General features: G+C 46.1%; 34 protein-coding genes. 26 read left to right on the top strand and 8 right to left on the bottom strand.

The window, feature by feature from the left end:
* Positions 1-4: 4 nt before the first annotated feature.
* From Q0224_RS08905 to Q0224_RS08890, 4 genes are all read right to left on the bottom strand, one after another.
* The gene (locus Q0224_RS08905; protein ID WP_297950730.1) at positions 5-1249 is read right to left on the bottom strand and encodes a phage minor head protein; all 1245 of its coding nucleotides are present in this window, start codon (positions 1247-1249) and stop codon (positions 5-7) included.
* Positions 1239-2600: a DUF935 family protein gene (locus Q0224_RS08900; protein ID WP_297950729.1), complete on the bottom strand. Its 1362-nt coding sequence runs from the start codon at positions 2598-2600 to the stop codon at positions 1239-1241. Before Q0224_RS08900 ends, Q0224_RS08905 begins: the two co-directional genes overlap by 11 nt.
* Positions 2601-2729: 129 nt before the next feature.
* The gene (gene terL / locus Q0224_RS08895) at positions 2730-4241 is read right to left on the bottom strand and encodes a phage terminase large subunit (protein WP_297950728.1); all 1512 of its coding nucleotides are present in this window, start codon (positions 4239-4241) and stop codon (positions 2730-2732) included.
* The gene (locus tag Q0224_RS08890) at positions 4238-4705 is read right to left on the bottom strand and encodes a DUF1804 family protein (protein WP_297950726.1); all 468 of its coding nucleotides are present in this window, start codon (positions 4703-4705) and stop codon (positions 4238-4240) included. Before Q0224_RS08890 ends, terL begins: the two co-directional genes overlap by 4 nt.
* 173 nt (positions 4706-4878) lie before the next feature.
* Between Q0224_RS08890 and Q0224_RS08885 the strand changes: the two genes are divergently transcribed.
* Genes Q0224_RS08885 through Q0224_RS08840 form a run of 10 tightly spaced genes read left to right on the top strand, consistent with a single transcriptional unit; the run spans position 4879 to position 9219 of the window.
* Positions 4879-5661 carry a phage protease gene (locus Q0224_RS08885; protein WP_297950724.1) on the top strand — a complete coding sequence of 261 codons (783 nt, stop codon included), beginning with the start codon at positions 4879-4881 and terminating at the stop codon, positions 5659-5661.
* Positions 5661-6524: a Mu-like prophage major head subunit gpT family protein gene (locus tag Q0224_RS08880; protein ID WP_297950723.1), complete on the top strand. Its 864-nt coding sequence runs from the start codon at positions 5661-5663 to the stop codon at positions 6522-6524. The genes Q0224_RS08885 and Q0224_RS08880 overlap by 1 nt, the downstream gene beginning before the upstream one ends.
* A 40-nt stretch (positions 6525-6564) precedes the next feature.
* Positions 6565-6870: a hypothetical protein gene (locus Q0224_RS08875; RefSeq protein ID WP_297950721.1), complete on the top strand. Its 306-nt coding sequence runs from the start codon at positions 6565-6567 to the stop codon at positions 6868-6870.
* A gap of 16 nt (positions 6871-6886) precedes the next feature.
* Positions 6887-7615, top strand: a complete 729-nt coding sequence (locus Q0224_RS08870) for a hypothetical protein (protein ID WP_297950719.1) — start codon at positions 6887-6889, stop codon at positions 7613-7615.
* 10 nt (positions 7616-7625) lie between these two features.
* On the top strand, positions 7626-7934 hold the full coding sequence (locus Q0224_RS08865; protein ID WP_297950717.1) for a hypothetical protein: 309 nt from the start codon (positions 7626-7628) through the stop codon (positions 7932-7934).
* Positions 7891-8127 carry a hypothetical protein gene (locus Q0224_RS08860; protein ID WP_297894561.1) on the top strand — a complete coding sequence of 79 codons (237 nt, stop codon included), beginning with the start codon at positions 7891-7893 and terminating at the stop codon, positions 8125-8127. Before Q0224_RS08865 ends, Q0224_RS08860 begins: the two co-directional genes overlap by 44 nt.
* Positions 8124-8312 (top strand): hypothetical protein, encoded by a 189-nt coding sequence (locus Q0224_RS08855; RefSeq protein WP_297950715.1) that lies wholly within the window; start codon positions 8124-8126, stop codon positions 8310-8312. The genes Q0224_RS08860 and Q0224_RS08855 overlap by 4 nt, the downstream gene beginning before the upstream one ends.
* Positions 8313-8315: 3 nt before the next feature.
* Positions 8316-8618, top strand: coding sequence for a hypothetical protein (locus Q0224_RS08850; protein ID WP_297950713.1), 303 nt, complete (start codon positions 8316-8318; stop codon positions 8616-8618).
* Complete coding sequence (locus Q0224_RS08845) at positions 8615-8956, top strand: hypothetical protein (RefSeq protein ID WP_297950711.1); 342 nt, start codon at positions 8615-8617, stop codon at positions 8954-8956. Before Q0224_RS08850 ends, Q0224_RS08845 begins: the two co-directional genes overlap by 4 nt.
* An 8-nt stretch (positions 8957-8964) precedes the next feature.
* Complete coding sequence (locus Q0224_RS08840) at positions 8965-9219, top strand: hypothetical protein (RefSeq protein ID WP_297950710.1); 255 nt, start codon at positions 8965-8967, stop codon at positions 9217-9219.
* Positions 9220-9461: 242 nt separating this feature from the next.
* On the opposite strand, the gene Q0224_RS08835 is transcribed toward Q0224_RS08840, so the two are convergent.
* Positions 9462-9755: a hypothetical protein gene (locus Q0224_RS08835; protein WP_297950709.1), complete on the bottom strand. Its 294-nt coding sequence runs from the start codon at positions 9753-9755 to the stop codon at positions 9462-9464.
* Between the two features lie 47 nt (positions 9756-9802).
* Here Q0224_RS08835 and Q0224_RS08830 point away from each other — a divergent pair, with 47 nt between their 5' ends.
* From Q0224_RS08830 to Q0224_RS08780, 11 genes are all read left to right on the top strand, one after another.
* The gene (locus Q0224_RS08830; protein ID WP_297950708.1) at positions 9803-12832 is read left to right on the top strand and encodes a hypothetical protein; all 3030 of its coding nucleotides are present in this window, start codon (positions 9803-9805) and stop codon (positions 12830-12832) included.
* Complete coding sequence (locus tag Q0224_RS08825) at positions 12829-13197, top strand: hypothetical protein (protein WP_297950707.1); 369 nt, start codon at positions 12829-12831, stop codon at positions 13195-13197. Before Q0224_RS08830 ends, Q0224_RS08825 begins: the two co-directional genes overlap by 4 nt.
* An 80-nt stretch (positions 13198-13277) precedes the next feature.
* Positions 13278-13859: a hypothetical protein gene (locus Q0224_RS08820; protein WP_297950706.1), complete on the top strand. Its 582-nt coding sequence runs from the start codon at positions 13278-13280 to the stop codon at positions 13857-13859.
* Positions 13852-14199 carry a hypothetical protein gene (locus tag Q0224_RS08815; protein ID WP_297950704.1) on the top strand — a complete coding sequence of 116 codons (348 nt, stop codon included), beginning with the start codon at positions 13852-13854 and terminating at the stop codon, positions 14197-14199. The genes Q0224_RS08820 and Q0224_RS08815 overlap by 8 nt, the downstream gene beginning before the upstream one ends.
* A complete protein-coding gene (locus Q0224_RS08810) occupies positions 14193-15569 on the top strand; it encodes a hypothetical protein (protein WP_297950703.1) in 1377 nt (458 codons plus the stop codon). The genes Q0224_RS08815 and Q0224_RS08810 overlap by 7 nt, the downstream gene beginning before the upstream one ends.
* 2 nt (positions 15570-15571) lie before the next feature.
* Positions 15572-16186 (top strand): hypothetical protein, encoded by a 615-nt coding sequence (locus tag Q0224_RS08805; protein WP_297950702.1) that lies wholly within the window; start codon positions 15572-15574, stop codon positions 16184-16186.
* Between the two features lies 1 nt (position 16187).
* Positions 16188-17348, top strand: coding sequence for a hypothetical protein (locus Q0224_RS08800; protein ID WP_297950701.1), 1161 nt, complete (start codon positions 16188-16190; stop codon positions 17346-17348).
* Positions 17345-17698, top strand: a complete 354-nt coding sequence (locus Q0224_RS08795; RefSeq protein WP_297950699.1) for a hypothetical protein — start codon at positions 17345-17347, stop codon at positions 17696-17698. Before Q0224_RS08800 ends, Q0224_RS08795 begins: the two co-directional genes overlap by 4 nt.
* Entirely contained in the window at positions 17686-17844 is a 159-nt protein-coding gene (locus tag Q0224_RS08790; RefSeq protein WP_297950697.1) for a hypothetical protein, read from the top strand. The genes Q0224_RS08795 and Q0224_RS08790 overlap by 13 nt, the downstream gene beginning before the upstream one ends.
* 21 nt (positions 17845-17865) lie before the next feature.
* The gene (locus tag Q0224_RS08785) at positions 17866-18282 is read left to right on the top strand and encodes a DUF5675 family protein (protein WP_297950695.1); all 417 of its coding nucleotides are present in this window, start codon (positions 17866-17868) and stop codon (positions 18280-18282) included.
* 22 nt (positions 18283-18304) lie between these two features.
* Entirely contained in the window at positions 18305-19099 is a 795-nt protein-coding gene (locus Q0224_RS08780) for a DNA adenine methylase (protein WP_297950836.1), read from the top strand.
* A 29-nt stretch (positions 19100-19128) separates the two neighbouring features.
* On the opposite strand, the gene Q0224_RS08775 is transcribed toward Q0224_RS08780, so the two are convergent.
* Entirely contained in the window at positions 19129-19344 is a 216-nt protein-coding gene (locus Q0224_RS08775) for a hypothetical protein (protein WP_297950693.1), read from the bottom strand.
* Between the two features lie 252 nt (positions 19345-19596).
* Here Q0224_RS08775 and Q0224_RS08770 point away from each other — a divergent pair, with 252 nt between their 5' ends.
* From Q0224_RS08770 to Q0224_RS08750, 5 genes are all read left to right on the top strand, one after another.
* The gene (locus Q0224_RS08770) at positions 19597-19914 is read left to right on the top strand and encodes a hypothetical protein (protein ID WP_297950649.1); all 318 of its coding nucleotides are present in this window, start codon (positions 19597-19599) and stop codon (positions 19912-19914) included.
* Positions 19914-20318: a hypothetical protein gene (locus tag Q0224_RS08765; protein WP_297950648.1), complete on the top strand. Its 405-nt coding sequence runs from the start codon at positions 19914-19916 to the stop codon at positions 20316-20318. Before Q0224_RS08770 ends, Q0224_RS08765 begins: the two co-directional genes overlap by 1 nt.
* A 1-nt stretch (position 20319) precedes the next feature.
* Positions 20320-21192, top strand: a complete 873-nt coding sequence (locus Q0224_RS08760) for a site-specific integrase (RefSeq protein WP_297950647.1) — start codon at positions 20320-20322, stop codon at positions 21190-21192.
* Between the two features lie 190 nt (positions 21193-21382).
* Positions 21383-22045: a response regulator transcription factor gene (locus Q0224_RS08755; protein WP_297950644.1), complete on the top strand. Its 663-nt coding sequence runs from the start codon at positions 21383-21385 to the stop codon at positions 22043-22045.
* Positions 22046-22063: 18 nt separating this feature from the next.
* Positions 22064-23161, top strand: a complete 1098-nt coding sequence (locus tag Q0224_RS08750; RefSeq protein ID WP_297950834.1) for a HAMP domain-containing sensor histidine kinase — start codon at positions 22064-22066, stop codon at positions 23159-23161.
* A 1066-nt stretch (positions 23162-24227) separates the two neighbouring features.
* Here the strand turns inward: Q0224_RS08750 and Q0224_RS08745 are convergent.
* Positions 24228-24824, bottom strand: coding sequence for a phosphoesterase (locus Q0224_RS08745; protein WP_297950641.1), 597 nt, complete (start codon positions 24822-24824; stop codon positions 24228-24230).
* An 82-nt stretch (positions 24825-24906) separates the two neighbouring features.
* Positions 24907-26400, bottom strand: coding sequence for an RNA ligase (locus tag Q0224_RS08740; RefSeq protein WP_297950639.1), 1494 nt, complete (start codon positions 26398-26400; stop codon positions 24907-24909).
* Positions 26401-26623: the final 223 nt, after the last annotated feature.

The following is a 26623-nucleotide window of genomic DNA, read 5'->3' as shown; positions in this document are numbered from 1 at the left end:
CTTGCTACTTTAACCTTATATATCTCTTTTCATCTTTCAGCACGCTTCGGTAGTTTCTAGATGGCATCTTACTAATCGTCGCTATAAAGTTATCCGTTTTAAATTTTTTGAGCGTATAATCTAAATGGATTACCGCATAATTTATCATCCCGTCGCTTTGTGAGCTTTTGTAAAAATACAATAAAACCCTCTCTTTCCTATCATAAAACACATGCTTCGCCCTATCCAGCACACCTACGATCGCTTTAATCTCGTCCGCATTCGGCTCTTTTGCCTTTGGCTTACTATCGCGCGTGATATGAGAGATAGCATTTTGATAGATCGCGATGCTTTCGGCTTGCGGCAGGGTATCCAAGTTTTTTAATGCGGCTTTGATTTTAGGTTTTAACACACCTACTTGAGCGATCTGATAAGTCTTATCTTTGATGATATTGCCCGCAAGTACGGCATCTACCATCGCGTTAAGCCCTTTTTGCCAGACGTAAAGATCGCGCTTATGCGAAAAGTCATTTAAATCATCTTTTACCGCCTTTTTAAGGCTCTTTGAATTCGCGCGGCTTTTGCTAAATTTCGCGAGCTTTTCCGTTAAAATTTCATCTAAATTATCCGTCTTGCCGACGTTATATGCCCAGTCGGGATGGATTTTAGTGGGCGGGATATCCTCCGCTATGCTCCAGCCCTCTCGCCGCAGATCGTCGTCATCTACCGCCTGCACCTTGCAGCGACAGTTCCAGCCGTTCGGCGGATAGCCCTTATCCCAAAACGGATGGGTTTTCGGCAGGATCAGCCCGTGCAGCGCGCGGTGGCTCGCCCTGGTGCGATCATCCAGCACCGCGACATAACGAAAATACGGCAGATCCGAGCTCATCTGACTTTGGTAGCGCGCAGCGGCATAGGCTACTCGCATATTAGTGTTATAGATATTCCGTAGCCTGCGATCGCCTACGTAAATTTGCTTTTGCTCGCCCGTTTTTGGATCGGTTACGACTACGTCTCCGAGCCAGCCTTTGCGCGCTAGGGTGTCTTTGATACCGCGCTTCCATTCATCAAATCCTTGCCCCTTTTGCGCGGCAAGAGCTAAGCTATCTTGAATATCTTTCAGAAGGTCGAGCCTCGTGATCTTGGCAACCGTAAAGACGCGATGATGCGCCTCGTGCATAATCTCGTCATAATCGAAATGAAGTTCCGCCCGTTTCTTTTTGATATATTGTACGACCTGCTGCGGCGGATCGAAAAAGCTAATATTCATCGTCATCCGCGCCTAAAATTTCAGCATTCGCTATAACCCGAAATAGCTCATCCTCCAGCGCATTAAGCTTAAAACCTAGCGGATTTTTTGCAAGTATCTCATAAGCCTGCTCGTAGGTTTGGGCTTTATCTACCACACTTTTAACGTATGATGAAATTTGCGAGCTTGCGGCGCTAAAATCGTGCTGCGCGGTTTGCCTCTCTATCTCTGTAAGATATTTGCCCTGTTTTGTCGCATTCGCAGAATTTTTTTCTGCGTCCGTCTGTGCGGCTGGCTTACCTTCCGTATTTTTCGGCGCGCTTTTTGCGCTCGGAGGCAGGTCAAACTCCTTTGCCATATCTTCAGGGCTCATTCGGTATCCCATATCGTGCAAAATTTGAAGCATCTGTGCGCGCTGGAGCAGATCCACATCCTTTTCGATTTGAATGTTTAGATTTGCCCTTTTGCCAAGACGCGCATATATTCGCTCGACTAAGCGGCTTGCGAATTTCACGTCCGCAGCGACTATCTCGGCGCGGTTTTGCTCGTGGGTTTTGCTCATTGCGTAGCTGCCGCTTTGTGCGGTGTTTGCGTTGGAACTAAGCACCGAGCCGTTTATTACTTTGGCTATCTCGGCGTCGCAATAGCGCACAAACTCCATAAAGTCGGCTTGGCTTCCTCTACCCTCAAGCACTTTGATAATGTCGTTCGGACCTAGCACCGCGTAACTGCCGCTTTTGATACCCTCAAGCGCTTCAGCCATTTGTGTGATGACGTTTTCGTCTCCGCTTGAGCTATTGCCGATAAGCGGCGGCACGCCTAAGAATTCCACAAATTTAAGATAATGGCTAAGCACGAAATGTTTAGCAAACACCAGCCACAAAATTTTAAGTAGCGCCGGATCTTCCTGCCTCACTACTATAAAAAACGGCTCTTTGGCTTCAATATCGCGTGAGCCTATCCGCAGATAAGGCTTGTTTTCTACGATATTAATATATATTCTATCTACTACGTCAAATTTTATATTTGCGTCCTCGTCCGCATACACTTCTAAAACGCTAAGACCGAAAATCCTAGCGCTCACCGCAGCCTTTATGATTTGCTCGATATTTTCGTTTTGATCCTCGCCTAGATCGTGGGTAAAAAATTTATTCTCTACCGAGCTTAAACGCTTTTCTATTTCAGCCCCTACGGCGCTATCCTTATCCATTATGAGCGAAAATGCAGGGAATAGATAATTCTGCTGTTTAGTAAGCAGTGCGGCGCGGATCTTAGAGGGGCTTAGCTCTACATATCCTGCTACGTCGGTCTTGGAATAAGCCCCCTTGGGTCTTAAAAGCTTAATGAGCGATCTTAAATCTTGTTTTTTCATCCATCATCCTTAAATTTCATTTGCGTGCGTTTTAAGCGCTTTTAGCCTCTTGGGCGGTAAATCACACGTCCAAAAATATTTAAACGCTTTTAAACGGCTTTTAAAAGCGTTTAAACGGCATTGTTCTTATCAGCTTTGCAACATATCTTTTATCATATCGCGTTTGCGTTTCCGCTCTTTTATTATCTGCCTAGCCCTTGCATAATCAAACGCCGGTACCTTTGCGATGCGCCATGCCATCTCTAGCGCATCCAGCCCGTCATCATGCGCGCTTTTAGGGTAGGTATCAAGCTCGTCTATGAAAACGAGCGAGTTTTTATCGCTTAGGATCACGCCGTTATTTATAGGCGGGGTTAGGCTATCGATACGAAGCTGCTTAGGCACGCTATTTTTAAGCTCTATGATAGGCAGATAAAGCCCTAATTCGCGGGCTTTTTTGTCGAGCATATCCTTAAAAAACTCCTGAAACTGAATAGTTTCGATCGCGATTTTAAGCGGGCGGTTAAGTCGTAAAATTTCAAGCGCCGCTGCTATGATACGATCCATCATAAGCTCGGGCTTTACTTTTGCCATCTTAACGCTTGCATAAAATTTGCCCTCATAAGCCCCAAGCGTAGCTACGGCGAAATAATCGCCCTTGCTTTTTCCTAATGCGGGGTCAATCCCCATATAATAGGCGTCGCAAAGAGGCATCTGCTCGAAAGTTTGATATCCGCTAAAGCTTGCCTCCTCTTTACTTAGCGGCTCGTTTTGATACTCGCTCATAAAGGCGCTTTTGGAGCTTAGAAACTCCTGTTTTATGCGCTCTTTATCCAGCCTGCTATCATCTAGCAGCAGCTCTTTCATATCCCACTTTTGCTCATCTACGTTTGCGGGAAAAGCGCGCACTAGCGGATAGGATAGAGTTTTGAAATCCGCTCTTGCTTCGATGCGAAAGAGCAGGCTATCATAATGCAGCGTAGTACCGACTACTACGATATTATAAGCGTTATCGCCGCGGGCTGGCAGCTTCATAATAGCCTTTTCAAACCACTCATAAAGTTTGTCGCGCTGCGCTTTCGTTTTGACGTTTTCGTCGTTTTCCAGATCGTCGCAAATGATAAGATCCGGACGAAATCCTCGCCAGTTTTCGCCGCGGATCTTTTTGCCTGCGCCGTAAGCGGAAATTTTAAACGCCTGCTTACCGCTATAAAATACGATCTCCTCCTCCGTCCATTTATCGCCCTTGCTGATACCAAAATCTCTAATCAAAAGTTCGTTTTCCTCAAGCTCATTTTTTATGAACTCGATCGTCTTTTTAGAGAGATTAATCGTCGCGCTAATGATTACGCAGTTTCGCTTTCGCGCAGTTACCGCAGTATTAAAAAGCACCCAAAGCCTTGAAATCAAGGTAGTTTTGGCAGCTCCTCTGTAAGCTTTAAAGAGCAGATGCCTATTTTTCGTGCTTAGCTTCGCCTCATTTTTATAAAAATCTGCTCGAAATTTAGAAGTTTCGGGCAGGCGTACGTGAGCGCTAAAATAGATCCGTACGCACTCTTTAAAGCTTGCGCGCGCAGTCTTTATCCTGCCGTCTCTTTGCGGATCGATGGCGCGCCTTAGGGATTTGAGCTTGATGCGCAGTGCTTCGATATCTTCATTCATTGCTTAAGCACCCGTCTTAAAATTTCATCCGCATTCGCAGCTAAAAACTCTGTCACGGCATCGCATTTTTTCTTCATGGCAAGATCAGCAATCTCATTTATCGCGCGACTTGCGGCGTCTAGTATTTGAGCCTTTATATCCGTTTTAAGCGGGGCTTTAAGGCTATAATAGGTTTGCGTATAGTTTTTTAAAATTTCGAGTCTCTCCTGCGGCGGCAGCTCTTGCATCTGTGAAAACGCCCGCTCGAAGCTTTCTATCAGCGCGAGAATAAAACCTTGCTCGCTTTTGATGGTATTACTCTGCTCTCTGTTTTTCGCAAGCGCTAGCTCATCCCAGTCCTCGCCCGTGGCTTTTGCTCTAGCCTTGGCGGCATAGATACTTTGGCGACTTACGCCGCAAGCAGTAGCGATGTCGGTGATTGAGTAGCCTTTGATAAACATATCGCGTGCAGTTTTAACGTCCAAGGCTTACCTCCTTAAATTTGCGCGTCGTCTCACTTTGCTATGCGCGACGATTTTATTTTTATCTCGCATTTTAGCCCGAATTTTTTTCCGTTTCACTCTTGATAGCCCCTAAATAGAGTGATTTTAACGGCGTTTGTCCGTATAATACCGCCAAATTTCGAGACGGAGGCAGTATGAGACAAGGCATAAATAGCGTTTTAGAGCTAAATTTTAAGCAGGACGAAAAGGTAAAGGTTTCGCCGGTCGGCGAAGTGATAGGTCTTGACGGGCGAGCGTTTCGGATTGACGGCGCCGCACTGATAGCCTCCATAGAAAAAAACGCCCTTGATATCGCCCTTGATGAAAACCACAGCTTCGGCGCAGCTTTAGGGTGGTTTGATAAGGATAGTTTCGAGCTTAGAGATGGCGGGATTTACGCTAGCCTAAGCCTAAATAAAACGGGTGAGGAGCTTATCGGCTCGCGGGCATATCGATACCTAAGCCCCGTTTTTGATATGGGCGAGAATAGACGGGTGATCGGGCTTGATAGCGTAGGACTTGTAAATCGCCCAAATTTGCTAAATAATGCAATCAACTCAAAAGGAGAGGAAGAGATGAATAAAGAAATTTCGGAGCTTTCGGCGAAGATAGACGCCATGGGCAAGCAAATAGAGGAGCTTTGCGCAAATTTTGCCGCTCGCGACAAAGCGGAGGATACGGCGGCTCAAAAAAGCGAAGCAAACGCGAAAGAGAGTACTGCCGCAGAAAGCGAAGCGAATGCAAAAGAAAACAACGCGATAGAGGAAAAGATCACGGCGCTAGACGGACAGGTGCAAAAGCTTAGCTCCCTTTTGGGCGCGTTTTTCGGCAAAAAGGAGCTTCAAAAAAATAGCGCGTCCTCCCTAAGCGACGAGCAGAAAAAGGTGGCCTCTCTTTTAGGGCTTAGCGAAGAGGAATATGCAAAGGGGATTAAATAATGGCAAATTTTGAAGAGACATCGATCGGCTTTAAGGCGGTCTTTCAAAAGACCTTCAACGATACCAAAAGCGAGGCGGATGTTCTTGCTATGCGCATAGACAGCAACGATCTAAGCGAGAAATATGTTTGGCTGGGTAACTTTCCGATGATGAAAGAGTGGGTCGGCGATAGAGATATCAAAAAGTTCAAGGATTATGGCTATGCGCTAGAAAATCAGCCTTTTGAAGCGAGCGTTACGGTGCCGAATACTCATCTTGAATATGACAAGGTCGGGCTCTATAAGCCTGCGATCGAGCAGATGGCGTTCAACGCGAAAAAATTCGGCGGCGCGCTGGTAGCGAAGATCCTTGCGACTGCAGCCGATCCCGCAAAGGGTAAATGCTACGACGGCAAGGCGTTTTTTGCCGCCGACCATGCATCTGGTAGCGATACCTATGCAAATAGCGGCACCGGCGCGCTGGATACGGCGCATCTTTTAGCTGCGGAGGCCTATATGATCAGCATCAAAGGCGACACCGGGCAAGCCCTGGGCGTAAGTCCGACGCATCTAATCTGCGGTCCTAAAAACCTTGCCGCAGCAATTACTGCGGTAAATAAGGAGCATTTAACCGCAGGCGAAACAAACCCTACTTTTAAACGCTACAGCTTGCTCGTTTTGCCGGAGATCGCGGGCACTGAGTGGTATTTGATGGATCTAGGCAAACCGGTGCGCCCTTTTGTGCTTCAAGTTGCAAAAGATGGCGTCTTTGAGAGCAGCGACGATCATAAATTTATGAAGGACGCTGCACTATTTGGCTGCAAAAGCTTTATGAATGCAGGATACGCGTTATGGCAACTTGCCTATATGTCCACGGGAAAATAAGGAGATAAGATGCATTATTGTGCGGAGGATTTTTTAGAAGATGGACGAGGAATTTCTAAGCAGAGCGAGGCAGAGTCTATTCAACAAGGCGGAAGTGAGCGAAGCTCTAGCGAAGCGAGCGATGGAGGAAGCCAGAGCGCTGAGCAAGAAAAAGGCGATTCCGAAACCCTCGCTAATGGATCTGGCGATGTTTCGACTCAAGCTACTACTGAAAATAGAGCCGACGCAGCTGGATCAGATACTGGCAAACGAAGCTCTAAAAGAAGCGGCAGCGATAAAAAATGACGACGGCAGCGGCGGGATAATCAAAAGCGGGCAGCGCAAGAGCGAGCTAAATCAAATTTAAAACAAAGGAGAAAAATATGGCTAGCAGTAGCGATTACGTAACCCTTGGCGGCGGTAAACTCTATATCGACGTCTATAAAGAGGGCAAGCCTACGGGTAGATTTGAATACTTCGGGCTCAGCTCGGAGGTAAGCATAAAGACCGAGCTTGAGAAGCTAGAGCATACCAACACTGAGGGGGCAACGCAGGCGATAGATAAGACTATCGTAAAAAGCCAAAGTGCGAGTATGAGCTTTAAAAGTGATGAAATTTCGATAAAGAATTTAGCCAGAGCCTATTTTGGCGAAACGTCGCAAAGCGGCAAGACGGCAAGCGTTAAAATTACCGACGCGAAAGCGGGCGAAATCGTCGATCTAGGAGCCGTAGGCGGCAATCTTAGTGCCACCGTAGGCGGAGGCGGCACCGCTCCAAAAAAGGATGAGGACTATAAGTATCACGCAAATAGCGGTATAGTCGAATTTCTAAAAGATATTTCCGGAGAGGTTACTTTGGCGCTGAGCGCCGGTATCCAAAAGGAGAAGATGAGCGCCTTTAAAAACAGCAAACTGGAGTGCGCGCTTATGTTTATCGGCGAGGCGGCGACGGGAAGCGCGATGAAGGCGACTTTTTATAAATGCTCCTTAAGAGCGGACGGAGATTTTGCACTTAAAGGCGATGATTGGCTTTCTATCAGTTTCAGCGTCGATATTCTCAAAGACGAAACCCGTGCGGCTGGGAATCAATTCTTTGAAATTTGCGCTCTTTAAGGAGAGGGTCATGCCTTTTTTGAACGTGCGGGCTTTGGGTTACGCTCTAATTGCGGTCTGCGTGCTAAGCACAGCATGGATTACGAAGCTGAAATTTGAAATTTCGTCTCTTAATAATGCCTACGCTTCAAAGCAGGCGGAAGCTCAAAGCTGCGCGGCAAGCCTAAGCTTACAAAATGCGGCGATAAAGTCGCTGCAGATTAAAGCAAGCGGGCTGAATGAGGATAAAATCAAGAGCGTCTCAAAAATTTATATAAAGGACAAAGGCTGTGAGAGTGAGCTTAGAGCGTATAAAATGCTTTTTAATAGCGCTTTTTAGCGTCTTTGCTCTTGGCGGCTGCGGGGCAAAAGAGCCGCAGATAAAGCAGGTATTCATCCCCGTAAAATGCAACCTAAAAATGCCGCTACGCCCCGCCGAAAGCTCGGATTTCGAGGCGCACAAGGCGCTAATGGCATATTTTCTAAAGTGCGAACAGATCGCAAAAGATTGCACGCAGGGAGCGAATGAATGAGACCCGTTCTGCTCTATCTACTGCGCGCGGTGCTTTTAGTAATTTTTAATTTAGAGCTTTTTACGTTACTTGAGCTTTTTATCCGCAATACGAATGCGCTATTTTTGGCGTGGTCGTGCTGTATAGGCATTAGCGGGGCGCTTACGGCGTCTCCTGGGCGCTTGAGCCCACACGGCAAAGTATGAGAAATGGAGTATCTTGCTTATGTCTGTGCCGTCGGCGTCGCAGGCAGCATAGTAGCATGGTTTAGACAGCCTTCCGTAACCGAAAAATCGCCGGCGGTAGCGCTACGTTCGTTTTTTACAAGGCTTTGCGATGGATGTTTTAGCGCCTATATCATTTATGAGATCGCATTTTTTTATGCCAAGGATATGCGCCTTAGCCTTGCGATTTGCGGGATAGGAGCGTTTAAGGGAAGCGGGGTTTTAGATATAGCAATAAACTTTTTTAAAGAAAAATTTACGCTAAGAGACGATGAGGAGCCAAAATGAAAGAGACGCTGGAGTATTTAAAATCTAAGCTAAATCTTACGGCGGTAGCGAATACGGCGCTTATAGATCAAAACGGCGATTATCTGATTTTTAGCGGCTTTGAGCGTATCAGTGCGAACGAAACTAGCCTGAAGTTTCAAATCATTTTAGCGCGCAACACTTTAGATTGCGAAATTTACGGAATTTTAGATGAGATTATGGCGCTTAGCGACAAGCTTTTAAAAGATGAGGCCGCAAGCCGCGCCGTCATTTTAAAAAGTGCCGAAACGCGTTTTATAAGCGAAAGCCTATACGCCTACATTTTTGATCTAAATTTCCCTATAAAACGAGTTAAATAGGAGTGAAAATGGATCTGTTTAAGAAAAAGACGTTGAAAAACGGCATTACGATTAGAGAATTATCCATAGGGCTGATTTATAAAATTCAATCGGGCATCATCAAAAACGACGATATAGCCGAAATTTTAAAGCAGTGCTGCGATCTTAGCGCAGATAAGATTGAAAACCTAGGCTATAGCGCCGCAAATGAGCTTTATGAGGAAATTTTGCGCCTAACCTACGGCGATCTTACCGCAAGCGGCGAGGGCGGTAAAAAAAAATAACCTTTTGGATCTGCTACCTGCTAGAGCACGGCTTAGCTAGGGCGTGGGAGCTTCCTTTCAGCTTTGCAAAAGAGGCGGTAGAGGGCTTTTCGCAGATAGAGGGACAAAGGCTTAAAGAAATTTCTGCGGCGGTTAGAATTGCGCGCTTCGCGGACGATCGGGCATTTAAAAAATTTATAAGCGAGGGAAAAAGTGAAAGAAGCGGTATCGAAAGGCTTAAAGAGTTTGCTAAAACCTGATTTTTACGCGCACCGCGTAAATCTTATCCCGCTTTTTTGCGACAGCTCGCGCACAAAAGGCTCATCTTTAGGCGAAATCCTAACTTCGGCTCGCTTTTCGCGGCTAAATTTATCTATATTCTTAAATATAAAAGCTAGCTCCGGGCGGCTTAAGCGCTTTTGTGCTTCGATTTTTGCGGCAATCTTTTGCGCCTTTTTGCGCGCAAAATACTCTTTTATCTGCACCGCCATTGCAAAGCACATTAAAAAACCGAATAGGCTTTCGCCCCGATTTTCGTCAAATCCAAATAGATCCATAGCCGCTCCTTTTAGCGGCATATTATATCAAAATTTAAGAGGATAGTATGGACGATCTAAAAATAAAAATAGGCGTCGAAGCGGACGCTAGCGGTGCGGAAAAGGTCAAAAAGGGGCTATCGGACGTAGAGACTGCCGCGCAAAAGGCGAGCAAAAGCACGGGCGCGTTAAAAAGCGCGATAGACGGGATCAAATCCGACGCGTTTGCGAATCTTACGATCTCGCTGCGCGGGCTTAGCTCGGTTATATCTAGCGCTACTCAGGGCGTTAGAGAGTTTATCGCCGCCGGGCTTGAGAATAATACCACCGTAGAAAATTTAAACGCTAGATTAAGAAGCCTGATAAACGTCGCAGAAAAAAGCGGCAAGCTAGATCCTTTCGAGAAATGGAAGCTTAGCGGACAAAAGGCGAGCGCGGCTCTTGAGGAGCTTAAAAAGCTCGATAGCGAGCTTGATTTCAGCTCCAGCGATCTAGCCGCGATGTTTACGAGCTTTTATTCTACCGCTAGCTCAAATATGAGCCTAGAAAAGGCTCTCGCGCTATTTCGAAATATCTCATACGCAGCCCAAAGCTCGGGGGCTGACGTAAACTCGCTAAAAGCGACGCTAGATAGCGTGGGCGCAGGCATTATCCAAACAAATACGGACTTCGGACGATTTTTAAAATCCTTGGGGCTTCAAACCGAAAGTCTAAAGGCGGCAATAGAAAACGGCTCGTTTTTCGACGTGATGAACGAAAAGCTTAAAATTTTCGGCGAGCAGGCTTCCTTTAGCGCTCCGAAATTTGAAGCCCTGGTAAGCTCCTATAAAGCAAGTATGGCGGAGCTACAAGGAGAGGCTACTAAGCCTTTGTTTGAGGGGCTTAAAAACTCTTTTGCAGAAATAAATGAGTATCTCTCAAATGATGCGACGCTTAGGCAGGCCTTAGCGAGCTTCGGCGAGGGTATAAATGAGATCGCAAGCGGTATTTTCAACAAAGATACCTTCGAAGCTGCCGCTAATGCCGCGGCGCTGCTTGCAAACTCCATAGGCTCGCTTATAAAAGCAGCCTCCGCTTTAAGCGATATAGCTATGCCTGATTGGCTTGCCGGAGAAAAGGATGCAGGAGTTTTTTCTACCGCGGCAAAGGGGCTCGGGGAACTCGCCGAGGCTTTCAATAGCATATTTTATATCCCCGCAAATCTTAAATTTGACCTACCTTCCTATATGCTTAAAGCGACGCAAAATACCAATGATTTTCGCAACAGCTTAGCGAATTTAGGCGTAGAATTAGAAAAGACGGGCAATGTATGGAACCTAGGCAAAAATGAAAATTTAAGCACGGAAGCTGCCGCAAAAGGGATAGCCGCCGCAGATGAAGCGCTTAGAGGGCTTAGAGCAAGCCTTGAGGGACTAAAAGAGGTAAGGCTTGATAAGGTTGTAGAAGCGGACGCAAAAAATCAGATTGAACTGCAGATCAATCAAATAGAGAGACTTAAGCAGGGTCTTACCTCTATGGTGGATGCGCGCGAGGCTGCAAATAACGCGATTATAAATGACAATAAAAGGGTTTTAAACGAGTTTTTAAAAGATGCCGATGCGCGTATAAAAAGTCATGACCGCACTATCGCAACGCTGCTTGCAAAGGAGCAAAGCTATAACTCGCAGCTAGAAAAGATGGCGCAGCAGCGGGTGGGCATAGAGGAGAAATACGCCCACAGCCGTGAGAGCTTGGAATTTAGCGCTGCAGAAAAAATCCGCCTAGCCAATCAAGCGGGGATGAGCGAAGAGGCGAAATTCAACGATGACCGCTTGGCCCTATCCCGCTCACTTAGCGCAGCCAAAGAAGCGCTCAATAATAAAGATCTGGAAAGCTTCAAGCGCTATGCCGATCAAGCAGCGAAAATCAACGATAGCCTAGGAGCGCAAAAGAGCCTAGGAAGCGGCAAAAATGCGCAGACTATCAATAGAGCCGCGGATTATAAAAATACGGTAAATGAAATTTTGGCGCTAAATCTAAGCGCAAACGAGATGCAAAAGAACGCCGATCTTGCTGCTCATGACGCCAAGATGGCAAATATTGCCGCCGAAAAAGCGGCGGTAGAGGCTAGCTTGCAGAGTGAAAAAGCACTCTACAACGAGCTAATTGCACTAAAACAAAGAGCTGCAGAGGGCAAGATAGATTTTAGCGCCGAGGGGTTTGAGGAAGTAAAAACCAAAATCGCCGAGCTTAAAGGCGCAATGAACGGAGGAGCTAGCATCAAAATAACCGCGGACGACGCGGCGGCTCAGGAAGCGAAAAAGAGCCTGCAAGCTCCAAGCTCAAGCATCCATACGATCGATCCGGACGCCAAGGCGGCGCAAAAGACGATCGAGGCACTTAAAAGGCCCACATCATCGGTTCATACGATCCATGTCAAAACCATAGGCGGAGGTAAAATTAAAGGCACAAATGCCGCAGCTTTCGCTAGCGGCGGAGCGGTGGAACTTTTTAGGCGATATAGCGGCAAGATCGCCGGACATGATGCCGCAGGCAGGGATGATGTGCCTGCGCTACTAAGCAGAGGTGAGTTTATCCAAAACGTCAGAGCCGTAGACTACTACGGTGCTAAATTTTTTGCAAGGCTAAACGCTAGGGCGATCCCAAAAGAGAAGCTAGCTCGCTTCGCTAGCGGCGGGCTTGTATTAGCTCGCCAAAACAGCGAGTTTATGCAAAGAATAGATATGAGCATAAGCTCCGCAGACGTTAGGAGGCTAGCCAATAGGCTCTCCGATAAATTTTATGAGATGATCGACAAAAAGCTTTTTAGAAACGGGCTTGACGCCGTTAGGTCATGGAATAAGCAATATCCGGGATTTTTTAAGATTAAAGGGAACGATTATTTTACAAACTTCCGCGCTCTTGCCGAGGATCTATTATCCAGAGCGAAGCAGGGTCTAAACATAGAGGGTTATGCCGCCGAGTTTATAAAGCCGAATGCCGCTGCTGCTAAAAACGTAAATTTAAACTTCAATCTAGGCGGGGCGAGCTACAAAGCTCAAACCGACGAAGATACCGCAGCAGCGCTTCAAAGGTATCTAAAAGGAGCCGGAGTATGAGATTAAAAGCCGTAGAAAACGTAAAACTCGACGAGCCTTTGTTTTTACAAGACGAGTTTAGAAATTATTCGCTAACCGCGGCAAGTGAGACCGCTATAAGCGGAGCGGAGATAGTATTTTTAAGGGAGCGCAAAAACAGAGCCCTCGTATTTTCCAGTGATGAGATCGCATGGCAAAGCAAAGCCTGCATAGATGCCCTAATCGCTCTAGCTGAAAGCTCTGCTGATAACGAGCTTGTGCTGCTAACTGATACGGGGCAAATCAGAGCAAGGTTTGATTATACGGATGCTGCGGTGAGCGCAGAGCCGCTCTTTAAAAGCGCAGAGCCGCTCTTTTATCTGACGCTTAAATTCAAAGAGGTTTAAAAATTTTGAGAAGTGAAATTTTCAAAAACGGCGGGGGCTTCCTAGCTCGCCCGAGAAATTAAAATATAAAGGAGTCAAAAATGGCGGGAATTGAATTTTATAAGGACAAAGAGTGCACGCAAAGAGTAGGAACGGGAGATAACTTACTTCCAAGTCCTAGAATTTCGATCTTTACCCCCTCGACTAAAACCGACGAAATGACGATTTATGCAAAGATTACGGATCTTGCCGCTACCTTTTATCCGCACGTAACGCTACTTTATGATAAGCGTAAGATTGAATATCTAGGCTTAAACGCTGGGGGCGTTGATATGAAAATATTTGAGGTTACAAGCGAAGGCAAGGATGCGCTGGAGCTTAGCCCGATAAGCGGCTCTGCACCGCTTGTCGTTGGTGAGTGCTATGCTTTTTCCGGCTCGCAAAATCCCCTTCGGGTAGATAGGATAGAGGGAAACAAAATAAAATTTACCGATGAGGAAGATCTCTCATATATCAAAAAGGGGGAGTTTGCTTTTAAGCTACTTCCTTTGGTTGCGGACAAAGCTACGGCGAGCGAAGCGGTACATGCCGTTAAGCTCGTTAGGCGAGTCAGTTTTGCCGATGTCTCAAAGGGTGTTAGCCTTAGATACTATATAGCGGCATATTGGAGCGGTAATGCATAAGTTGGATCTAAACTATAAGGTAGAAATCTCGCAAGACCGCGTATATACGAGCTATATTGAAAGATATACGGATATAAGGCCTGAGATATATATACCAAAAGGGGTCATTCGCCAAGGTAGCGTTGCCGCGAATTTTCATCTAGCTACCAACGGCGATAAGAAAGGAAGTGCGCAATACGACTTTAAACTAGCCGTATATAAGGCAAAAATTTATAGCTCTAAAATCGAGGAAAGCTTTATTTTAAAGTCCGATATTCACTCAAAAACGCTTGCTTTTTGCTGGAGAAATAGAGCTTACCGCCCCACTTCTTTGATTTATAAAAGGGTGGAGCAATGGTAGTAGAATACGGCTTTAAGGTCTTTGCTTTCAGAGATGGCATAAAAAGCGAGCTTCGTGGCATCAGTGAGCTTAGCATTTGTAGCGAGGAAGGCGAGCTGCAAGCGACGGCATCTTTGAAAATCGCCTCATCCTCTCTATCCGCCCCGATAGATGAAATTTTAATCAGCTGCTCGCATTTCAAAGATTGCCTTTTTGAGGTGAGCGAAGTTTTAAGCATAGATGCAAATTTTAAAAAGCTTGTCGCTAAAACCCCGCTTCGTTTGCCGCAAAATATATCCAGCCTAAAGGATCTCGCCTCTCTTACAGATAAAGTAAGCTTTCTTTGCGATGCACCACAAGATACGCCGCTAACGGGGCTTTCGTATTCGGATGCATCGTCGCTAGCCGGAGCACTAGAGGGCATAGGGCTTAGCTTTTGGGCGAACGATCTAGGAATTTTCATAAGCGATAAATTTTATATCGCTAAACCCGCCGTGAGCGCGGCGGAGTTTAACGAGGATAATATAATAGATTTTAATCTTAGCCTTAGCGCACCGCAAAACATCGATACGATAATTTTTAACGATAAAAACGAGGATATCTATTCCGAAGCCGGGCTTACTGCGGTAATCGATCCCGATCCCCATCCGGTAACCCCGAGGGAGGTTTTAAGATATAAGGACGACGAAAATGGCGATGTTTACGTAATCTCTCCGCTTCGCGCGGTAGGTAAAATTTTCGCAACCCCCGCTTGGGAGGCGAAAGATATTGGTCTAAACGTGCCCGATGCCTCATTTTTTGCCGATTATCGCGCGGTGGAGGAGTTTGAGCTAAGCGAGGATATCTGCGTAAAGCTTACGGGCTTTGTTAAAAGACTAATAGCTGTAAGCCTTGACGGAACGCCGCTGCAATTTAGCAAGCAAACGGCGCAAGAGCAGCACGGCAATATCTATAAAGATAATGTGCTTTGCTTCGAGGGCCCTTTAAGCGGAACGCTAAAGGTAGCTTATGAAAGCAATATCTATCTTTTCGTATGCCCTGCTCGCGACCTACCCTCTGCATTAAGCATCAAAGCGGAGTATAAAAATTTGCAAATAGATCATTTGCATAAATACGAGATTACGAAGTTTTATCCTAAAGGCTATACCCATACCTTTAGCCTGATGCGTGATTTTGACGTAGATAGTGCGCTTATCGCGCACGCCAGCTTTAAGCTCGGCACGCAAAGCTTTAGTGCCGATCCTTTCGGGGAGGTGGAGATTAAATTTAGCGATTACGGAGCTTATAAGCTAGAGCTATATTTAGACGGAAAGTTAGAGAAAACAATGAATATCGGCTATTTCGCAAACGAATTTAGCTGCGATTTCAATGAAATTAAAGAGAAGGATTAAAGATGGCTGAAACATTTGACGTAATGATGTATAAAGATGCCGCCTGCGAAAAGGCGTTGAAGCTAAATTCAGAAGATCGGAATTTAGATTTTAGCCTAAGCTCTAGTATTTTTAATGGACGTACGAAAGGCGGTGCCATAGGTCCTAGAGGGCGCTTCATCGTCTGGGCGAAAGCAATAAATCCCGTAGCTAGGGTATATTGTGCCGTGATAGGTGGTAGAGACTATTCGACCTTACTGAATTTTGATGAGGACGCCTTTCAAGGCAGGATCAATATATTAGAGGGGGGAAAGCTAGGCGAAAAAGATATAACTATACTACTTGGGCTAGTAAAGTATTCATCTTCGCCCGATGCACAAAATCCCTCCATAACGCTTTATAGCTTCAAAACTCCGCTATTTTTTGTCAATAATAGAGGCAGTGAGGCATATCGCCTTGAAGCCGTAGATAGTGCTGGCAATCTTACCTTTTCAGGCGAAAAACCTTCCGAAAAAGAGGAAATTTTTTGGCTGAAAGATATAGGAGATTGCAACTCGCCTACACCCATTAGCGTAGAGCTTACTGACAGTCGCGGCGATATTTATAAAAACATGAGTATTTTGCTGATGTGGGGCTAAGATGGAGTTTATAGCAGACGAAAGCAATGGCGGATATAGGGGGCAGACCAAAGAGTGGATCAAGCTTGAACTCATTAATGGCGCGGTTAGCAGGAAATACTATAAGGCACTGCAAGGTGCATATCTCGTGCCTCTAGGCGGCAAAAAGCCCGGACATAATAAAAAACCAGTAGGGCAGAGCTATGACGCCTATTCTTTAGGAGAATACCGCTATTATTTAGACACAGGAGGTTGGTGGCCGATAAAAAACTACGAAGATATTGTCGAGTTCGTATCTATCGCAACAGACGCAGGCGGTCGCAGGCAGTATCACGATACCTACGATCCAAGGCCTGACAACCTCGTAATTATCTGCGATGACGGATATAAGATCCGCATAAAGGAGATATTTCGCTTTATCTTAAGCAAAGAGGATTTCTTCTTAATCCCAAATGGCGACGGAAGTACGACTAGACTCTCGCCTTTTCTTGATTTCGCAAAGAGGGGAACAGGTAGCGATTACTTTAAAGCTATAAAAAGCATGCTTCAAACCGATAGGGTCTTTTTCTGCCAAAATCCACAAGGCAAAAGCGATAATTTCATTAAAAGAGCCTTCGGCTTCGAGCGAGCCAAGCGTGCGCTAAAAAAGAAATTTTTAGCTATGGTTGGCCTGCACTCCCTTTTAGGGGATAAAGCCTTGGAACACCCTGCGCTTCCAGGTTATACGACGGCACTTAGCCTACTAATTAAAAAAGGCAATAAACTGCGGATGGAAATATATTATATCGGGCTAGAAACGCGCGGCGATGTGGGCTTTGCTCGCAAGGTGCGTGAATATACCTACAAAGAGGAGATCACTCTAAAAGACGAGCTAACCGAAATCGTATTATGGGCGGATGATAGGACCATAAATTATTACGAAAGGTGGTGGGGCATAGGGATCTTTTCGCAAAGCAGAATCCCTAAGAAAAAAACTATAGAAAGCCTTATGTACCAGGAATTTGTCAGGTTGCAAGCGCCTAGTCGGTATAAAAATATCCGCGAGAAACTGGATGCGGATCTGTTTTTGAACGATTATAACGCTCCTGCATACGTCTATAATATGACTGGCGCACGTTGGCAAGGAGATGATTTAGAGGCATTAAAAAAGTGGTATTGGTATTCTTGGAAGGAGGAGAAATGACACAGATCAAAGGGAGTGAGAAAAAAAGCGCCGGGGGAGCAGTGAAGTTTATATTTGATCGAAGTGACGAGCTGCACGGTCAAATAAAGCTCGATTTGGATCAGGACGAGCGCGTCATAGAGGCTTATGCCCGCAGGTATTTTTTGGACCACGGCGCGCGCGTAAGCGAGGTTAGCCTGCGTGCTCCGCTTCAAAGCGTGCGCACAGGCGATATCATAAAGATAGATATGCCCCGTTATAGCGTGCCTGCAGCACCCGGAGAGGATAGATTTATCGTCACGGCGGTAGAGACTCGCGTCACGGCTAGCGGCGCATTCGTAAATATAACGGCAAAAAGGTGGGATTTTTAGTGGGACTAAAGCAGACGATAAAAAATATGATACGCGCGCAAATAAAAAGCGACACGCCGAAGCAAGGTAGCGGATATAAGGTGCTAGTGCGCAAAACTGGCGAGGCGATAAAAAAAGTCAAATTTATAAACAAATTTAGCTTTTAAATCAAAATTTAAGGAGGATTTATGGTCTTAGAAATCGTTAGGTTCAAGGAAATTGATGATATGACGCTAGGGCGCTTCATATTACGCGATGAGGGGCGAGAGGTGCTAAAGGGATATACCTGCGAGCCTGCGGGCCCCGATACCACGCAGAGCGGCATGGATAGACGCATACCGCAAGGAAGGTATAAGATAGCCTGGCACGATAGCCCAAAATTTAGAGTTCGTCTGCCGCTGCTATATAACGAGCAGGTACCTAAAAGCCGCTGCATCTTGATCCATTCGGGCAATACCGGGCGTAATACCGAGGGTTGCGTGCTACTGGGCAACTCTTTGGGCGCGCGCGGAGTGAAAGACTCTCGTGCGGCTTTGAGCGCACTACTTGCCGCCGTAAAAGAGCAAGAATTCGCAGTACAGATAACAAATCAGATAGGAGAATAAATGAGTTTTTCAAATAATATGAATAACACCCCAAAAAAAATGGGGGGGGGGGGGAAAATTTAAACCCCTTCATGCTCCCTTTGCCTGGGTGGGCGGCAAGAGCAAGCTAGCGGCGCAGATCATACCTCTAATGGCTCCACATCAAAAATATATTGAGGTATTCGGCGGGGCCCTATCGGTTTTTTACCGAAAGAAGCCAAGTAAAATTGAAATTTTAAACGATATAAACGGCGACCTCATAAACCTACACCGAATAATCCAAACTAGACCGCAGAGCTTAAACTCGTATCTTAACGGGCTCTTAAGAAGCAGGGAGATATTTTACGCAATCAAACAAGGGAAGCTTAAACCGCGCAATAAGACAGAAGCGGCGGCGTTTTTCTACTTCCAAATTGCGGCAAGCTTTGGCGCAAAGGGTGAGCACTTCGCTATGCCAAAAGGTCGCGGCGCTAAGAATACATATAGGGATTTTAGCGTTTATTCGCGTAGGCTTAGACGCGCTACGATCGAAAATTTAAGTTACGAGAAGCTTATAAAAGAGTATGATAGCAAGGATAGCCTCTTTTACTTAGATCCGCCGTACGTCGGCACCGAAAATTATTACAAAACGGCAGGCGGATTTAGTAGGCAAGATCACCAAGCTTTGGCTGAAATTTTACGAGGTATCAAAGGCAAATTTATGCTTAGCTACAACGATTGCGAGCTAATACGAGAGCTTTATAAAGGTTTCAATCTTAAGGAGTTAAAGATCAGCTACAGCCTTAATAATGCCGCAACGCGAAAGAGCAGCAGCGAGCTTTTGATTATGAATTATTGAGGATTAAAGGCTTTTTAAACGGCCTTTAATCACTTTATTTTTTCGACCCTAAGCACCTGTTCTTTTATAATTTCATAGCTCTTGGCCTTTTCATAATTTTCTATCCAGCTGTCCACCCATTTCGGCGTTTCTCCTTTGGAGTTCCAATTTACTACGCCGTTATAAACCGCACCCACCATGGCCGCAAACTCCTTTTTGCTCAAACCTAGCTCCGCGAGCTTAGCTTCAAATACTTTTATGTTCATAGTATTCCTTTTTAAATTTTTCGGTATTTTAACATATAATTCATAAATTTATAATTTTTAATCAAAAAAATACAATAAAAATGTATTATACTCTTGACAATAGTTAAAAAATAATGTATAATCACGGCATAAAAGATATAAAAAAGTGTAGTTACTTGATTATATCAGGGGTGCGGCGAGACCCAATGAAAAAAACAATCTCACCGCAAGTTGCTCCCAAAGGAGCCTTTATTATACCATAAAGGATAAAAAATGAAAAGCTACTACAACAAAGGCGAAGCAAACGCGATCCTCTCCGGCATCGCAAGATGGCGAAACGGCGTACACGGTGCCATAGACACCACTGGAACTTTCCCGTCAAACACTACGCTAGAGAGGATCGAAGTATTCATCAATACTATCCTCTCCGCAGAGGACAGAGAGGCTATAAGACTAAACGATACTGACAAAAAGGTTTTTTCATGGTTCGTGTACAACCTAAAGAGCGCTGAAAAGCGGGCGGAGTATCAACGCGCGCTCGATATGGATGTCGATATCAATGCGCTTGAGCGTGTAATAAGGGGTAAATAATGGAAAATCTAGCTTTATTATCGGACGCAGAATTGCTTGAGCTCGTCACCCAAGCAAAGGCTATCATAGAGAGCCGCAAAGCGGACAAACAGTTTATTGTCGAGACGTTTGAGAGTATAGACCCTAGAAAAAACGGTCACGCATATATGGCTCGCCTCAGCTTTACGGACGGCAAAGTTCAAAGAGAGTTTATCGATTGCAACGGCAAGAACTGGGATAGCAAACACAAGTATTATGACACCTCTTTTACCTTCAGAGCAAAAGAAGGCGACAAATTTGAGGCTAGGCTTGATGACGGCAGCTGGAAAAGCGATAGCAAGGTTTGGTATATGGTCGTCAAAAATGAGAGCGGCGAGCTGGAGCTGAAACGTTTCGGGTCGCTCAAGGCAGTGCAAGAGGCGTGATATGACCCTCACAACTATAGCCCGAGACTATCTCGAAGATCTCGGGCAGATAAATTTTGAACAGGGCCGCAAGCAAAAGTTCGCGTTCTCACATACGAAATATCTGCCGAAAGATGCCGCCTGCATCAAGAAAGTGGATATTCAAAAGTGGCTGGCGGGGCTTGAGGAAGGTCTAGCCCCGAGCACTATCAAGCGCGTCGTGCTGTGCTGGCGTAGAGCCTGCGAGCAAGCAGTAGAAGCCGGAAAGCTTGCAAAAAATCCATTTCTGCGCGCGAAATATCCAAAGATCCCGCGCAGCAAAACAGATCCATTCTCGGCGGAGGAGGTGGATCTGATGCTTTCAAAGGCTAGCGGGCGGCTTGAGAGCTTTCTTGCTTTTGCGTTCTATACGGGGGCTAGATGCTGCGAAATTTTGGCTCTGCGCTGGGATGATATAGATATGGAGGCTATGAGTATATCGATCAGCAAAAGCCTCACGGACGGGCTTGTTAAACCTCGCACCAAAACCGGAGAGGATAGGATCGTGCCTATATTTACGCCGCTGCTGCCATACATCGCCCGGCTTAAAGAGGATCGGGATTGCGAGTGGGTCTTTTCGGAAAGGGGAGATCATCTTTTCGGCTCTACGTCGCTTTTCGGCAACGGCAGGTGGCGTAAATTTCTAGCTGAATGCGGTATCCCATACCGAAGCGCCAGACACACCCGCCACACATTCGCAACCCATATGGTAGAGCGCGCGGTAAGGGGCGAAATCCCACTGAAATGGGTATCTCAAATCCTCGGTCACGCAAATTTGGATATGACGATCAAGGTGTATGCCCGGTTTCTACAAAACGAACATATGAAAATCGATCGCTCGATAAATCTATACTAAATTCTTTTTTAAACTCAAATATATTAAACTTTTAAAGGGTATTTAAAAAGCCGTTTTAAAATAAAAATTTACGTTTCAAATCAAAGTGGAAAACCGCCGAATTTACTCCACTTTGATTTTAAGCGTAAATTTGCTTTGATTTGAAAAGCGGTTTTACAAATTTCAAAAATTCTATGCAAGGAGGCGGGCCATGGCAAGAGTTTTGATCGTCGAGGACGAGGGGATGCTGCTAGACATGATGTGTACCTACATGCGCGGCGCGGGGCACGAAGTAAGCGGCAGCAAAAGCTACGACGAGGCGCTCTCTTTAGCGTACGAAAAGAGCTTCGATCTGTGGATCTTCGACGTCAAAATCATCGGCTGCAACGGCTTTGCGCTGCTTCGCGAGCTGCGCGAGGCCGGGTGCGGAGCACCGTGCATTTTCACGACGTCGCTAAATACTCTGCAAGACGTCGAAAGCGGCTTTGGAAGCGGCTGCGACGACTACCTCAAAAAGCCTTTCGAGCTAAAAGAGCTGGCTCTGCGCGCGGATAATCTACTAAAGCGCACCTTCGTCCACAACGCCGCCAGACGCGAAAATATCGGCGGAGGTTTTAGCTTTGATATGGCTCAGCACGCGCTTTATCGCGACGGAAGAGCCGTGCCGATGCCGCAGAAGCAGGCGCGGCTTCTTGCTCTGCTTCTAAAAAACCGCGATAAATTCCTTAGCAAAGATGAAATTTTCGCCGCGCTATGGGACTACGACGAAAGTCCGAGCAAGCTTAGCCTGCGCGTTTATATCGCGGAGCTGCGAAAAATTTTGGGTAAGGATCGCATCATAAACGCTTCCAAGCTCGGCTACAAATATCTCTAGGAGCGCGCCGTGTCCAAAATGCGTCAAATTCTACCTATTTTTTTGCTCTACACGCTTACTAGCGTCCTGTTTTTGGCGCTGGTAAGCAGCGTATTTTACGAGCGGGAGAAGTTTTTTATCGCGGATCGCGATGCCTTTGCGATCAGAGATTTCAAGCACGGCTTAGAGGCCAAGCTCGCGCGCGGCGGGCGCCTAAACGAGGGTGATTTCGACGCCATGCAGGCATACGCGGCGGATCTGAATAGCAGCGATGAGATCGCGCGGGATTTCGAGCCGAAGGATGATGCGCCGCGCGTGTATATGGAGGGGGCCAGCAGGATCGAGCAGTTTAATCTCACCGCCAATGACGGCATGGAGTATTACATAGCGATCAAAACGGAGGCGCTTGAGGGCAAGCTCGCGGCGCTGAAGCTTAAAATTTTAGCTGCGAGCACGCTTGTTTTGGCGCTTATTTTGCTGATCGCGTATTTTATCATCCGCCTTTCGCTGCGCCCGCTTTACGAAAAGATCGAGTTTTTAAATGGCTTCATCCGCGACACGACGCACGAGATAAAAACCCCGCTTAGCGTGATTTTGATGAGTATCGAGCTTTTTGATACCGATGCGAAAAAATATCTGGGCAATATCAAGGCGGGCGCAAATACGATAAACGCGCTGTTTGAGGATCTAACCGCGCTAAGCTTAAACAAAAGCGGCAGCGGGCGGGAGGTAAATTTAGGCGAGCTGCTGCAAAGCCGCATAGAGTATTTCGGCGTCTCTGCGGAGCAAAAGTGCATAAGCTTAAGCGCCGATCTGCGTCCGGTAGCCTTTTGCGCGGATGAGTTTAAGCTGCGAAAGATCATCGATAATCTGCTTGACAATGCGATAAAATATTGTAATGAGCTCGGCTGCGTCGATGTGAGCCTAAGCGAGCGCTCGCTTCGCATTAAAAACAGCGGCGCGGGCATCGCACGGCAAAATCTGCCGCATATTTTCGAGCTTTACACCCGCTTTGATCAGCGCAACGGCGGCTTTGGCATCGGGCTTTTTATCGTGAAAAAATACTGCGATGAGCTCGGGCTTAAAATTTCGTGCAGAAGCGAGCCGGGAGAGACGGAGTTTCGGCTGGAATTTTAACTTTACCCAAATGAAATTCTGCGCGAACGAAATTTTAGCAGGCGGGCTTGCTAGGCTTAACCGCGTGGGTTTAAATTTAGCTAGCGATTCTGTCCGCAAAATTTGCGCCAGATTATAATTTGACGGTAGAATTTACGCATGCAATTCGGTCGCGTCCATAAAATTTTGCCCGTCGGTTTGCAGAATACGCAGCGTAAAATTCTACGGAATTTCGTGAAATTATGTATGAACTCAGGCAAGATTGCGGCGGCTAGGGATAAAATTTGCAGCAGCTTAGATAAAATCGCACGCGACAATTGACTAAATTCCGCGAAATTTCGTCCGCGCACCGGTTGGGTTCGCCCTTGCTCTGTTGCTTCATACACGCCGTATTCATAGCTAGTGCAAAAGGCGGTATCGTTTTGGATTTTGGTACCAAAAGAGAACATACCCTGCTTCTCATTCTTGCCGCTCGGTGCGTCGGCGTGGATTACGCGCGAGTAAATTTAAAATTTAGCTCCGCCCCGTCACGCCGAAGCGAAGCTTTATTAAAACGATTGGAGCAGCTATTTTAGGCGCGTAATCGTCTTTTAAATACGCACCGATCTTTTAAAGCGTGCGGCAAATTTTAAAATTTGCGCGTAGACAAAAGGGCAAAATTTGAGCGGTGAAGCTAGGTTTTATCGCTTTTAAATTTGACTTCGTCTTTCATATAAAATCAAATTCTGGGATTTTTGAATAAGCTATTAAATTTAACCAAATTCGCCCCCGCCTGAGTCAAAATAGGCGGGGCAAATTTGATCGTTTCTCACCGAGTACTTCCCTGTTTCCGCGCTATCTGCTAAAATCAATCATTTCTCGCCTAGCGGCAGTAGACGATCGGTTTGTCTCCAAGCCTTGCTTCGCCGTGATACATGCCAAGCTTATCTTTCGTCCACGAAAAGCCCGTGTGTCCGTGCTTGTCGATAAAGATGCTGCCGCCGCCGCCGAGCGCTTTGCCTATCCTCGTATTATGCGGGTGCTTTTGTAATATATTGCGGCAGACTACGCTTAAATCAATGCTGCGGCTGTCCGTGTTTAGCCCGGATCACGAATATCTTGCCGCGATTTGCCTTTGCCCTAAAATTTGCACGATCTCATCTAAGCTTAAAATTTTGCCGTGCGAGTCAAAGCCTACGTTTAGTATGCGACCCTCTAGGCTGGAAGCGCGGTCGTGCAAGTGTCCGTGAAGCATAAAAGAGCCTTTCGAGGCGTGGTTATGCTCCTCTATGGGATAGTGAAACATACAGATGCTCATACCGGTTTTGCCGTCCTTCATCGCGCCCGCGCCGCCGTCAAAATTTAGCTCCTTATAGTGCAGGATATCGCTAAAGATAGGATTTCCGTCGTCTTTTAGCTCGCGTAGCAGCGCTTCTTTGTTTTGGCTGATGAGCGTATCGTGGTTGCCTAAAATCAGCACATGCGAGCCGTTTAGCCTGCGCGCAACGCTTTTTAGATCCTTTAATTTATTACAAAATGCAAAATCGCCCAGATCATAAACCGTATCCTCCGGCCCCACTACGGCATTCCAGAGCTCTATTAGCTTTTCGTTCATCTCGCTTACGTCGTTAAAATCCCTAAATTTAGGGCAGTATTTCATAATATTGGCGTGATAAAAATGCAAATCGGAGGTAAAAAATATCATCATTTTTCCTTTAAGCTTTAATCGCCGCATCAAATTTGAGCTTTACGTAAATTTACGTGGCGTCAAATATTCGCGCTAATCGTTAAATTTTTTCTAAAAATTCTTTTATAAAGCCTAGCTTGCCTTGCTCGTCAAGGGATCTGAATTCACGCTCGTTTGCTTTGATGTGATCGACTAAAGGGTGAAATTCCTCATCGAGCTTGGTTTTATCCAGTTTGCCGGAAAGCGCCTCGTTTTTACTGCGAGCGAAAAATTTATTCACGAGATAATAAGGCGTTTTCATCTTAAAGCAAAAATCGTTTTGGCTTGGGATATACACCATAAAGCCCTCAAATTTTGCTTCTTTGACTATATTTTTAAGCTCCGCAAAGCTCGTTTTTAGATACTGCTCGCCCTCTTTATAAAAAGGTCTTTTTAGCGCGCCAGCGGTGCTTGCAGCGATTTTATCCAGCTCAAATTCGCTCTCTTGCGCGCCGGTTTTAGCGTCGATAAGTCCGATAAAGGTCTCTCCAGGCTCCTCTTCTACGATGTGCGGGTCGCTCTCGTCGGTGATCTCAAATAAAAAAGTTTTATTTGGATAGCGTTTGAAAATCTCTTCGAATTTACAGCAGTGCTCGCGCGCCATCTGTGCAAATCTACTATCGGTCGATCCCGTCGTGGAGTAGATGACGCGGCGGTTAAAGCTCGCGTCGCTTTCGTGGGCATCTACGTAGGTGCAACACCCCAAAAAGCCGTTTACCTTTCGCACGGCAAGCACGGGCGTATCGTCTGTGATGTCGATAGGATAAAGGCTTTTGTGCGAGGTAAATTCCGAGTAGTTATAGACCTTTTTAAACGGACGCACGATGATATTTAGATTCTCGTCCATTATGAGCCCGCGCATCTCAAGCAACGCCTTATCCCAATCGGCTTTGAAAAAGACGCGTTTTGAGTATTTGTAGGTGCGAAGCTCGGGATAAAGCTCGCTTTGACGCGCGCTCCAGAGCCTTTTATCTTGCGTGGCGGCGATATATTTTTTCGTTACGTAGGTGTTTTGCACCGTATCAAAGGGCAGATCGCGCCTGTTTAGAGCCGCCGCGTCTTTGATCTTTTGCGCTACGCTTTCGCTCATAGGATTGATGGGCGGGATCAAAATTTCGCCCTCTATTTTGTTATTTGCGACCTTGATAAACATCGCTATTACCGTATCTTCATCGACGCCGTGCTCGGAGGCGAAGAAATTTTGCATTCTAAAGCATTCGAAAATAAATCCATTCTGGGCGGCTTGCTCTTTTAGGCTTAGCAGCTCTTTGGTGCGCGCGCTCACGTTGCTAAGCACGATAAGAACGTCTCTATCTTTGTTTTCCAGGGCAAATTTATACGCCTGCTTTATCTCGCGGGCGACCTTGTGCTTCGCATCCTCCAAAAGCTTCGGCGACCAAGTATAAACCCCCGCCTCATCGGTTAGAAACATATCGTTTTCCAGATGATAAATTTGCGCCTGCGGGTATTCGTTTTTAAATTCTTTAATCTTCTCTTTTGCGAAAGTCGTTTTACCAGAGCCCGCATGTCCGCGAACGACTATAAATTTTCTCATTTTACCGCCTTGATTTTATGTGGCGATATTCTACCTGAAATTTGAGCGCTTTGGTATCAAGAAATATGGATTTTGGTAAAATTCAATTTACAGAGCAGATTTTTGCCGCTTAGCTCGCGCAGTTTTGAGACGCGAATGAGACGGCGCAGCACCCGTATCTACAAGGGCTTGCTGTCGATGCGCTTTTTGGCGCGAAATTGAGCGAGGATAAAATTTGCGGCGA

The organism is uncultured Campylobacter sp. (assembly GCF_938002845.1).
In the GTDB taxonomy this organism is placed as follows: domain Bacteria; phylum Campylobacterota; class Campylobacteria; order Campylobacterales; family Campylobacteraceae; genus Campylobacter_B.
This window is presented reverse-complemented; position numbering and strand designations above follow the sequence as displayed.

What these genes read in the sequence shown, in the direction of transcription:
- Q0224_RS08905 (WP_297950730.1), bottom strand. Translation starts at nt 1,249, where the DNA reads ATGAATATTAGCTTTTTCGATCCGCCGCAGCAGGTCGTACAATATATC.
- Q0224_RS08900 (WP_297950729.1), bottom strand. Translation starts at nt 2,600, where the DNA reads ATGAAAAAACAAGATTTAAGATCGCTCATTAAGCTTTTAAGACCCAAG.
- terL (WP_297950728.1), bottom strand. Translation starts at nt 4,241, where the DNA reads ATGAATGAAGATATCGAAGCACTGCGCATCAAGCTCAAATCCCTAAGG.
- Q0224_RS08885 (WP_297950724.1), top strand. Translation starts at nt 4,879, where the DNA reads ATGAGACAAGGCATAAATAGCGTTTTAGAGCTAAATTTTAAGCAGGAC.
- Q0224_RS08880 (WP_297950723.1), top strand. Translation starts at nt 5,661, where the DNA reads ATGGCAAATTTTGAAGAGACATCGATCGGCTTTAAGGCGGTCTTTCAA.
- Q0224_RS08875 (WP_297950721.1), top strand. Translation starts at nt 6,565, where the DNA reads ATGGACGAGGAATTTCTAAGCAGAGCGAGGCAGAGTCTATTCAACAAG.
- Q0224_RS08870 (WP_297950719.1), top strand. Translation starts at nt 6,887, where the DNA reads ATGGCTAGCAGTAGCGATTACGTAACCCTTGGCGGCGGTAAACTCTAT.
- Q0224_RS08865 (WP_297950717.1), top strand. Translation starts at nt 7,626, where the DNA reads ATGCCTTTTTTGAACGTGCGGGCTTTGGGTTACGCTCTAATTGCGGTC.
- Q0224_RS08855 (WP_297950715.1), top strand. Translation starts at nt 8,124, where the DNA reads ATGAGACCCGTTCTGCTCTATCTACTGCGCGCGGTGCTTTTAGTAATT.
- Q0224_RS08850 (WP_297950713.1), top strand. Translation starts at nt 8,316, where the DNA reads ATGGAGTATCTTGCTTATGTCTGTGCCGTCGGCGTCGCAGGCAGCATA.
- Q0224_RS08845 (WP_297950711.1), top strand. Translation starts at nt 8,615, where the DNA reads ATGAAAGAGACGCTGGAGTATTTAAAATCTAAGCTAAATCTTACGGCG.
- Q0224_RS08840 (WP_297950710.1), top strand. Translation starts at nt 8,965, where the DNA reads ATGGATCTGTTTAAGAAAAAGACGTTGAAAAACGGCATTACGATTAGA.
- Q0224_RS08835 (WP_297950709.1), bottom strand. Translation starts at nt 9,755, where the DNA reads ATGGATCTATTTGGATTTGACGAAAATCGGGGCGAAAGCCTATTCGGT.
- Q0224_RS08830 (WP_297950708.1), top strand. Translation starts at nt 9,803, where the DNA reads ATGGACGATCTAAAAATAAAAATAGGCGTCGAAGCGGACGCTAGCGGT.
- Q0224_RS08825 (WP_297950707.1), top strand. Translation starts at nt 12,829, where the DNA reads ATGAGATTAAAAGCCGTAGAAAACGTAAAACTCGACGAGCCTTTGTTT.
- Q0224_RS08820 (WP_297950706.1), top strand. Translation starts at nt 13,278, where the DNA reads ATGGCGGGAATTGAATTTTATAAGGACAAAGAGTGCACGCAAAGAGTA.
- Q0224_RS08815 (WP_297950704.1), top strand. Translation starts at nt 13,852, where the DNA reads ATGCATAAGTTGGATCTAAACTATAAGGTAGAAATCTCGCAAGACCGC.
- Q0224_RS08810 (WP_297950703.1), top strand. Translation starts at nt 14,193, where the DNA reads ATGGTAGTAGAATACGGCTTTAAGGTCTTTGCTTTCAGAGATGGCATA.
- Q0224_RS08805 (WP_297950702.1), top strand. Translation starts at nt 15,572, where the DNA reads ATGGCTGAAACATTTGACGTAATGATGTATAAAGATGCCGCCTGCGAA.
- Q0224_RS08800 (WP_297950701.1), top strand. Translation starts at nt 16,188, where the DNA reads ATGGAGTTTATAGCAGACGAAAGCAATGGCGGATATAGGGGGCAGACC.
- Q0224_RS08795 (WP_297950699.1), top strand. Translation starts at nt 17,345, where the DNA reads ATGACACAGATCAAAGGGAGTGAGAAAAAAAGCGCCGGGGGAGCAGTG.
- Q0224_RS08785 (WP_297950695.1), top strand. Translation starts at nt 17,866, where the DNA reads ATGGTCTTAGAAATCGTTAGGTTCAAGGAAATTGATGATATGACGCTA.
- Q0224_RS08775 (WP_297950693.1), bottom strand. Translation starts at nt 19,344, where the DNA reads ATGAACATAAAAGTATTTGAAGCTAAGCTCGCGGAGCTAGGTTTGAGC.
- Q0224_RS08770 (WP_297950649.1), top strand. Translation starts at nt 19,597, where the DNA reads ATGAAAAGCTACTACAACAAAGGCGAAGCAAACGCGATCCTCTCCGGC.
- Q0224_RS08765 (WP_297950648.1), top strand. Translation starts at nt 19,914, where the DNA reads ATGGAAAATCTAGCTTTATTATCGGACGCAGAATTGCTTGAGCTCGTC.
- Q0224_RS08760 (WP_297950647.1), top strand. Translation starts at nt 20,320, where the DNA reads ATGACCCTCACAACTATAGCCCGAGACTATCTCGAAGATCTCGGGCAG.
- Q0224_RS08755 (WP_297950644.1), top strand. Translation starts at nt 21,383, where the DNA reads ATGGCAAGAGTTTTGATCGTCGAGGACGAGGGGATGCTGCTAGACATG.
- Q0224_RS08750 (WP_297950834.1), top strand. Translation starts at nt 22,064, where the DNA reads ATGCGTCAAATTCTACCTATTTTTTTGCTCTACACGCTTACTAGCGTC.
- Q0224_RS08745 (WP_297950641.1), bottom strand. Translation starts at nt 24,824, where the DNA reads ATGATATTTTTTACCTCCGATTTGCATTTTTATCACGCCAATATTATG.
- Q0224_RS08740 (WP_297950639.1), bottom strand. Translation starts at nt 26,400, where the DNA reads ATGAGAAAATTTATAGTCGTTCGCGGACATGCGGGCTCTGGTAAAACG.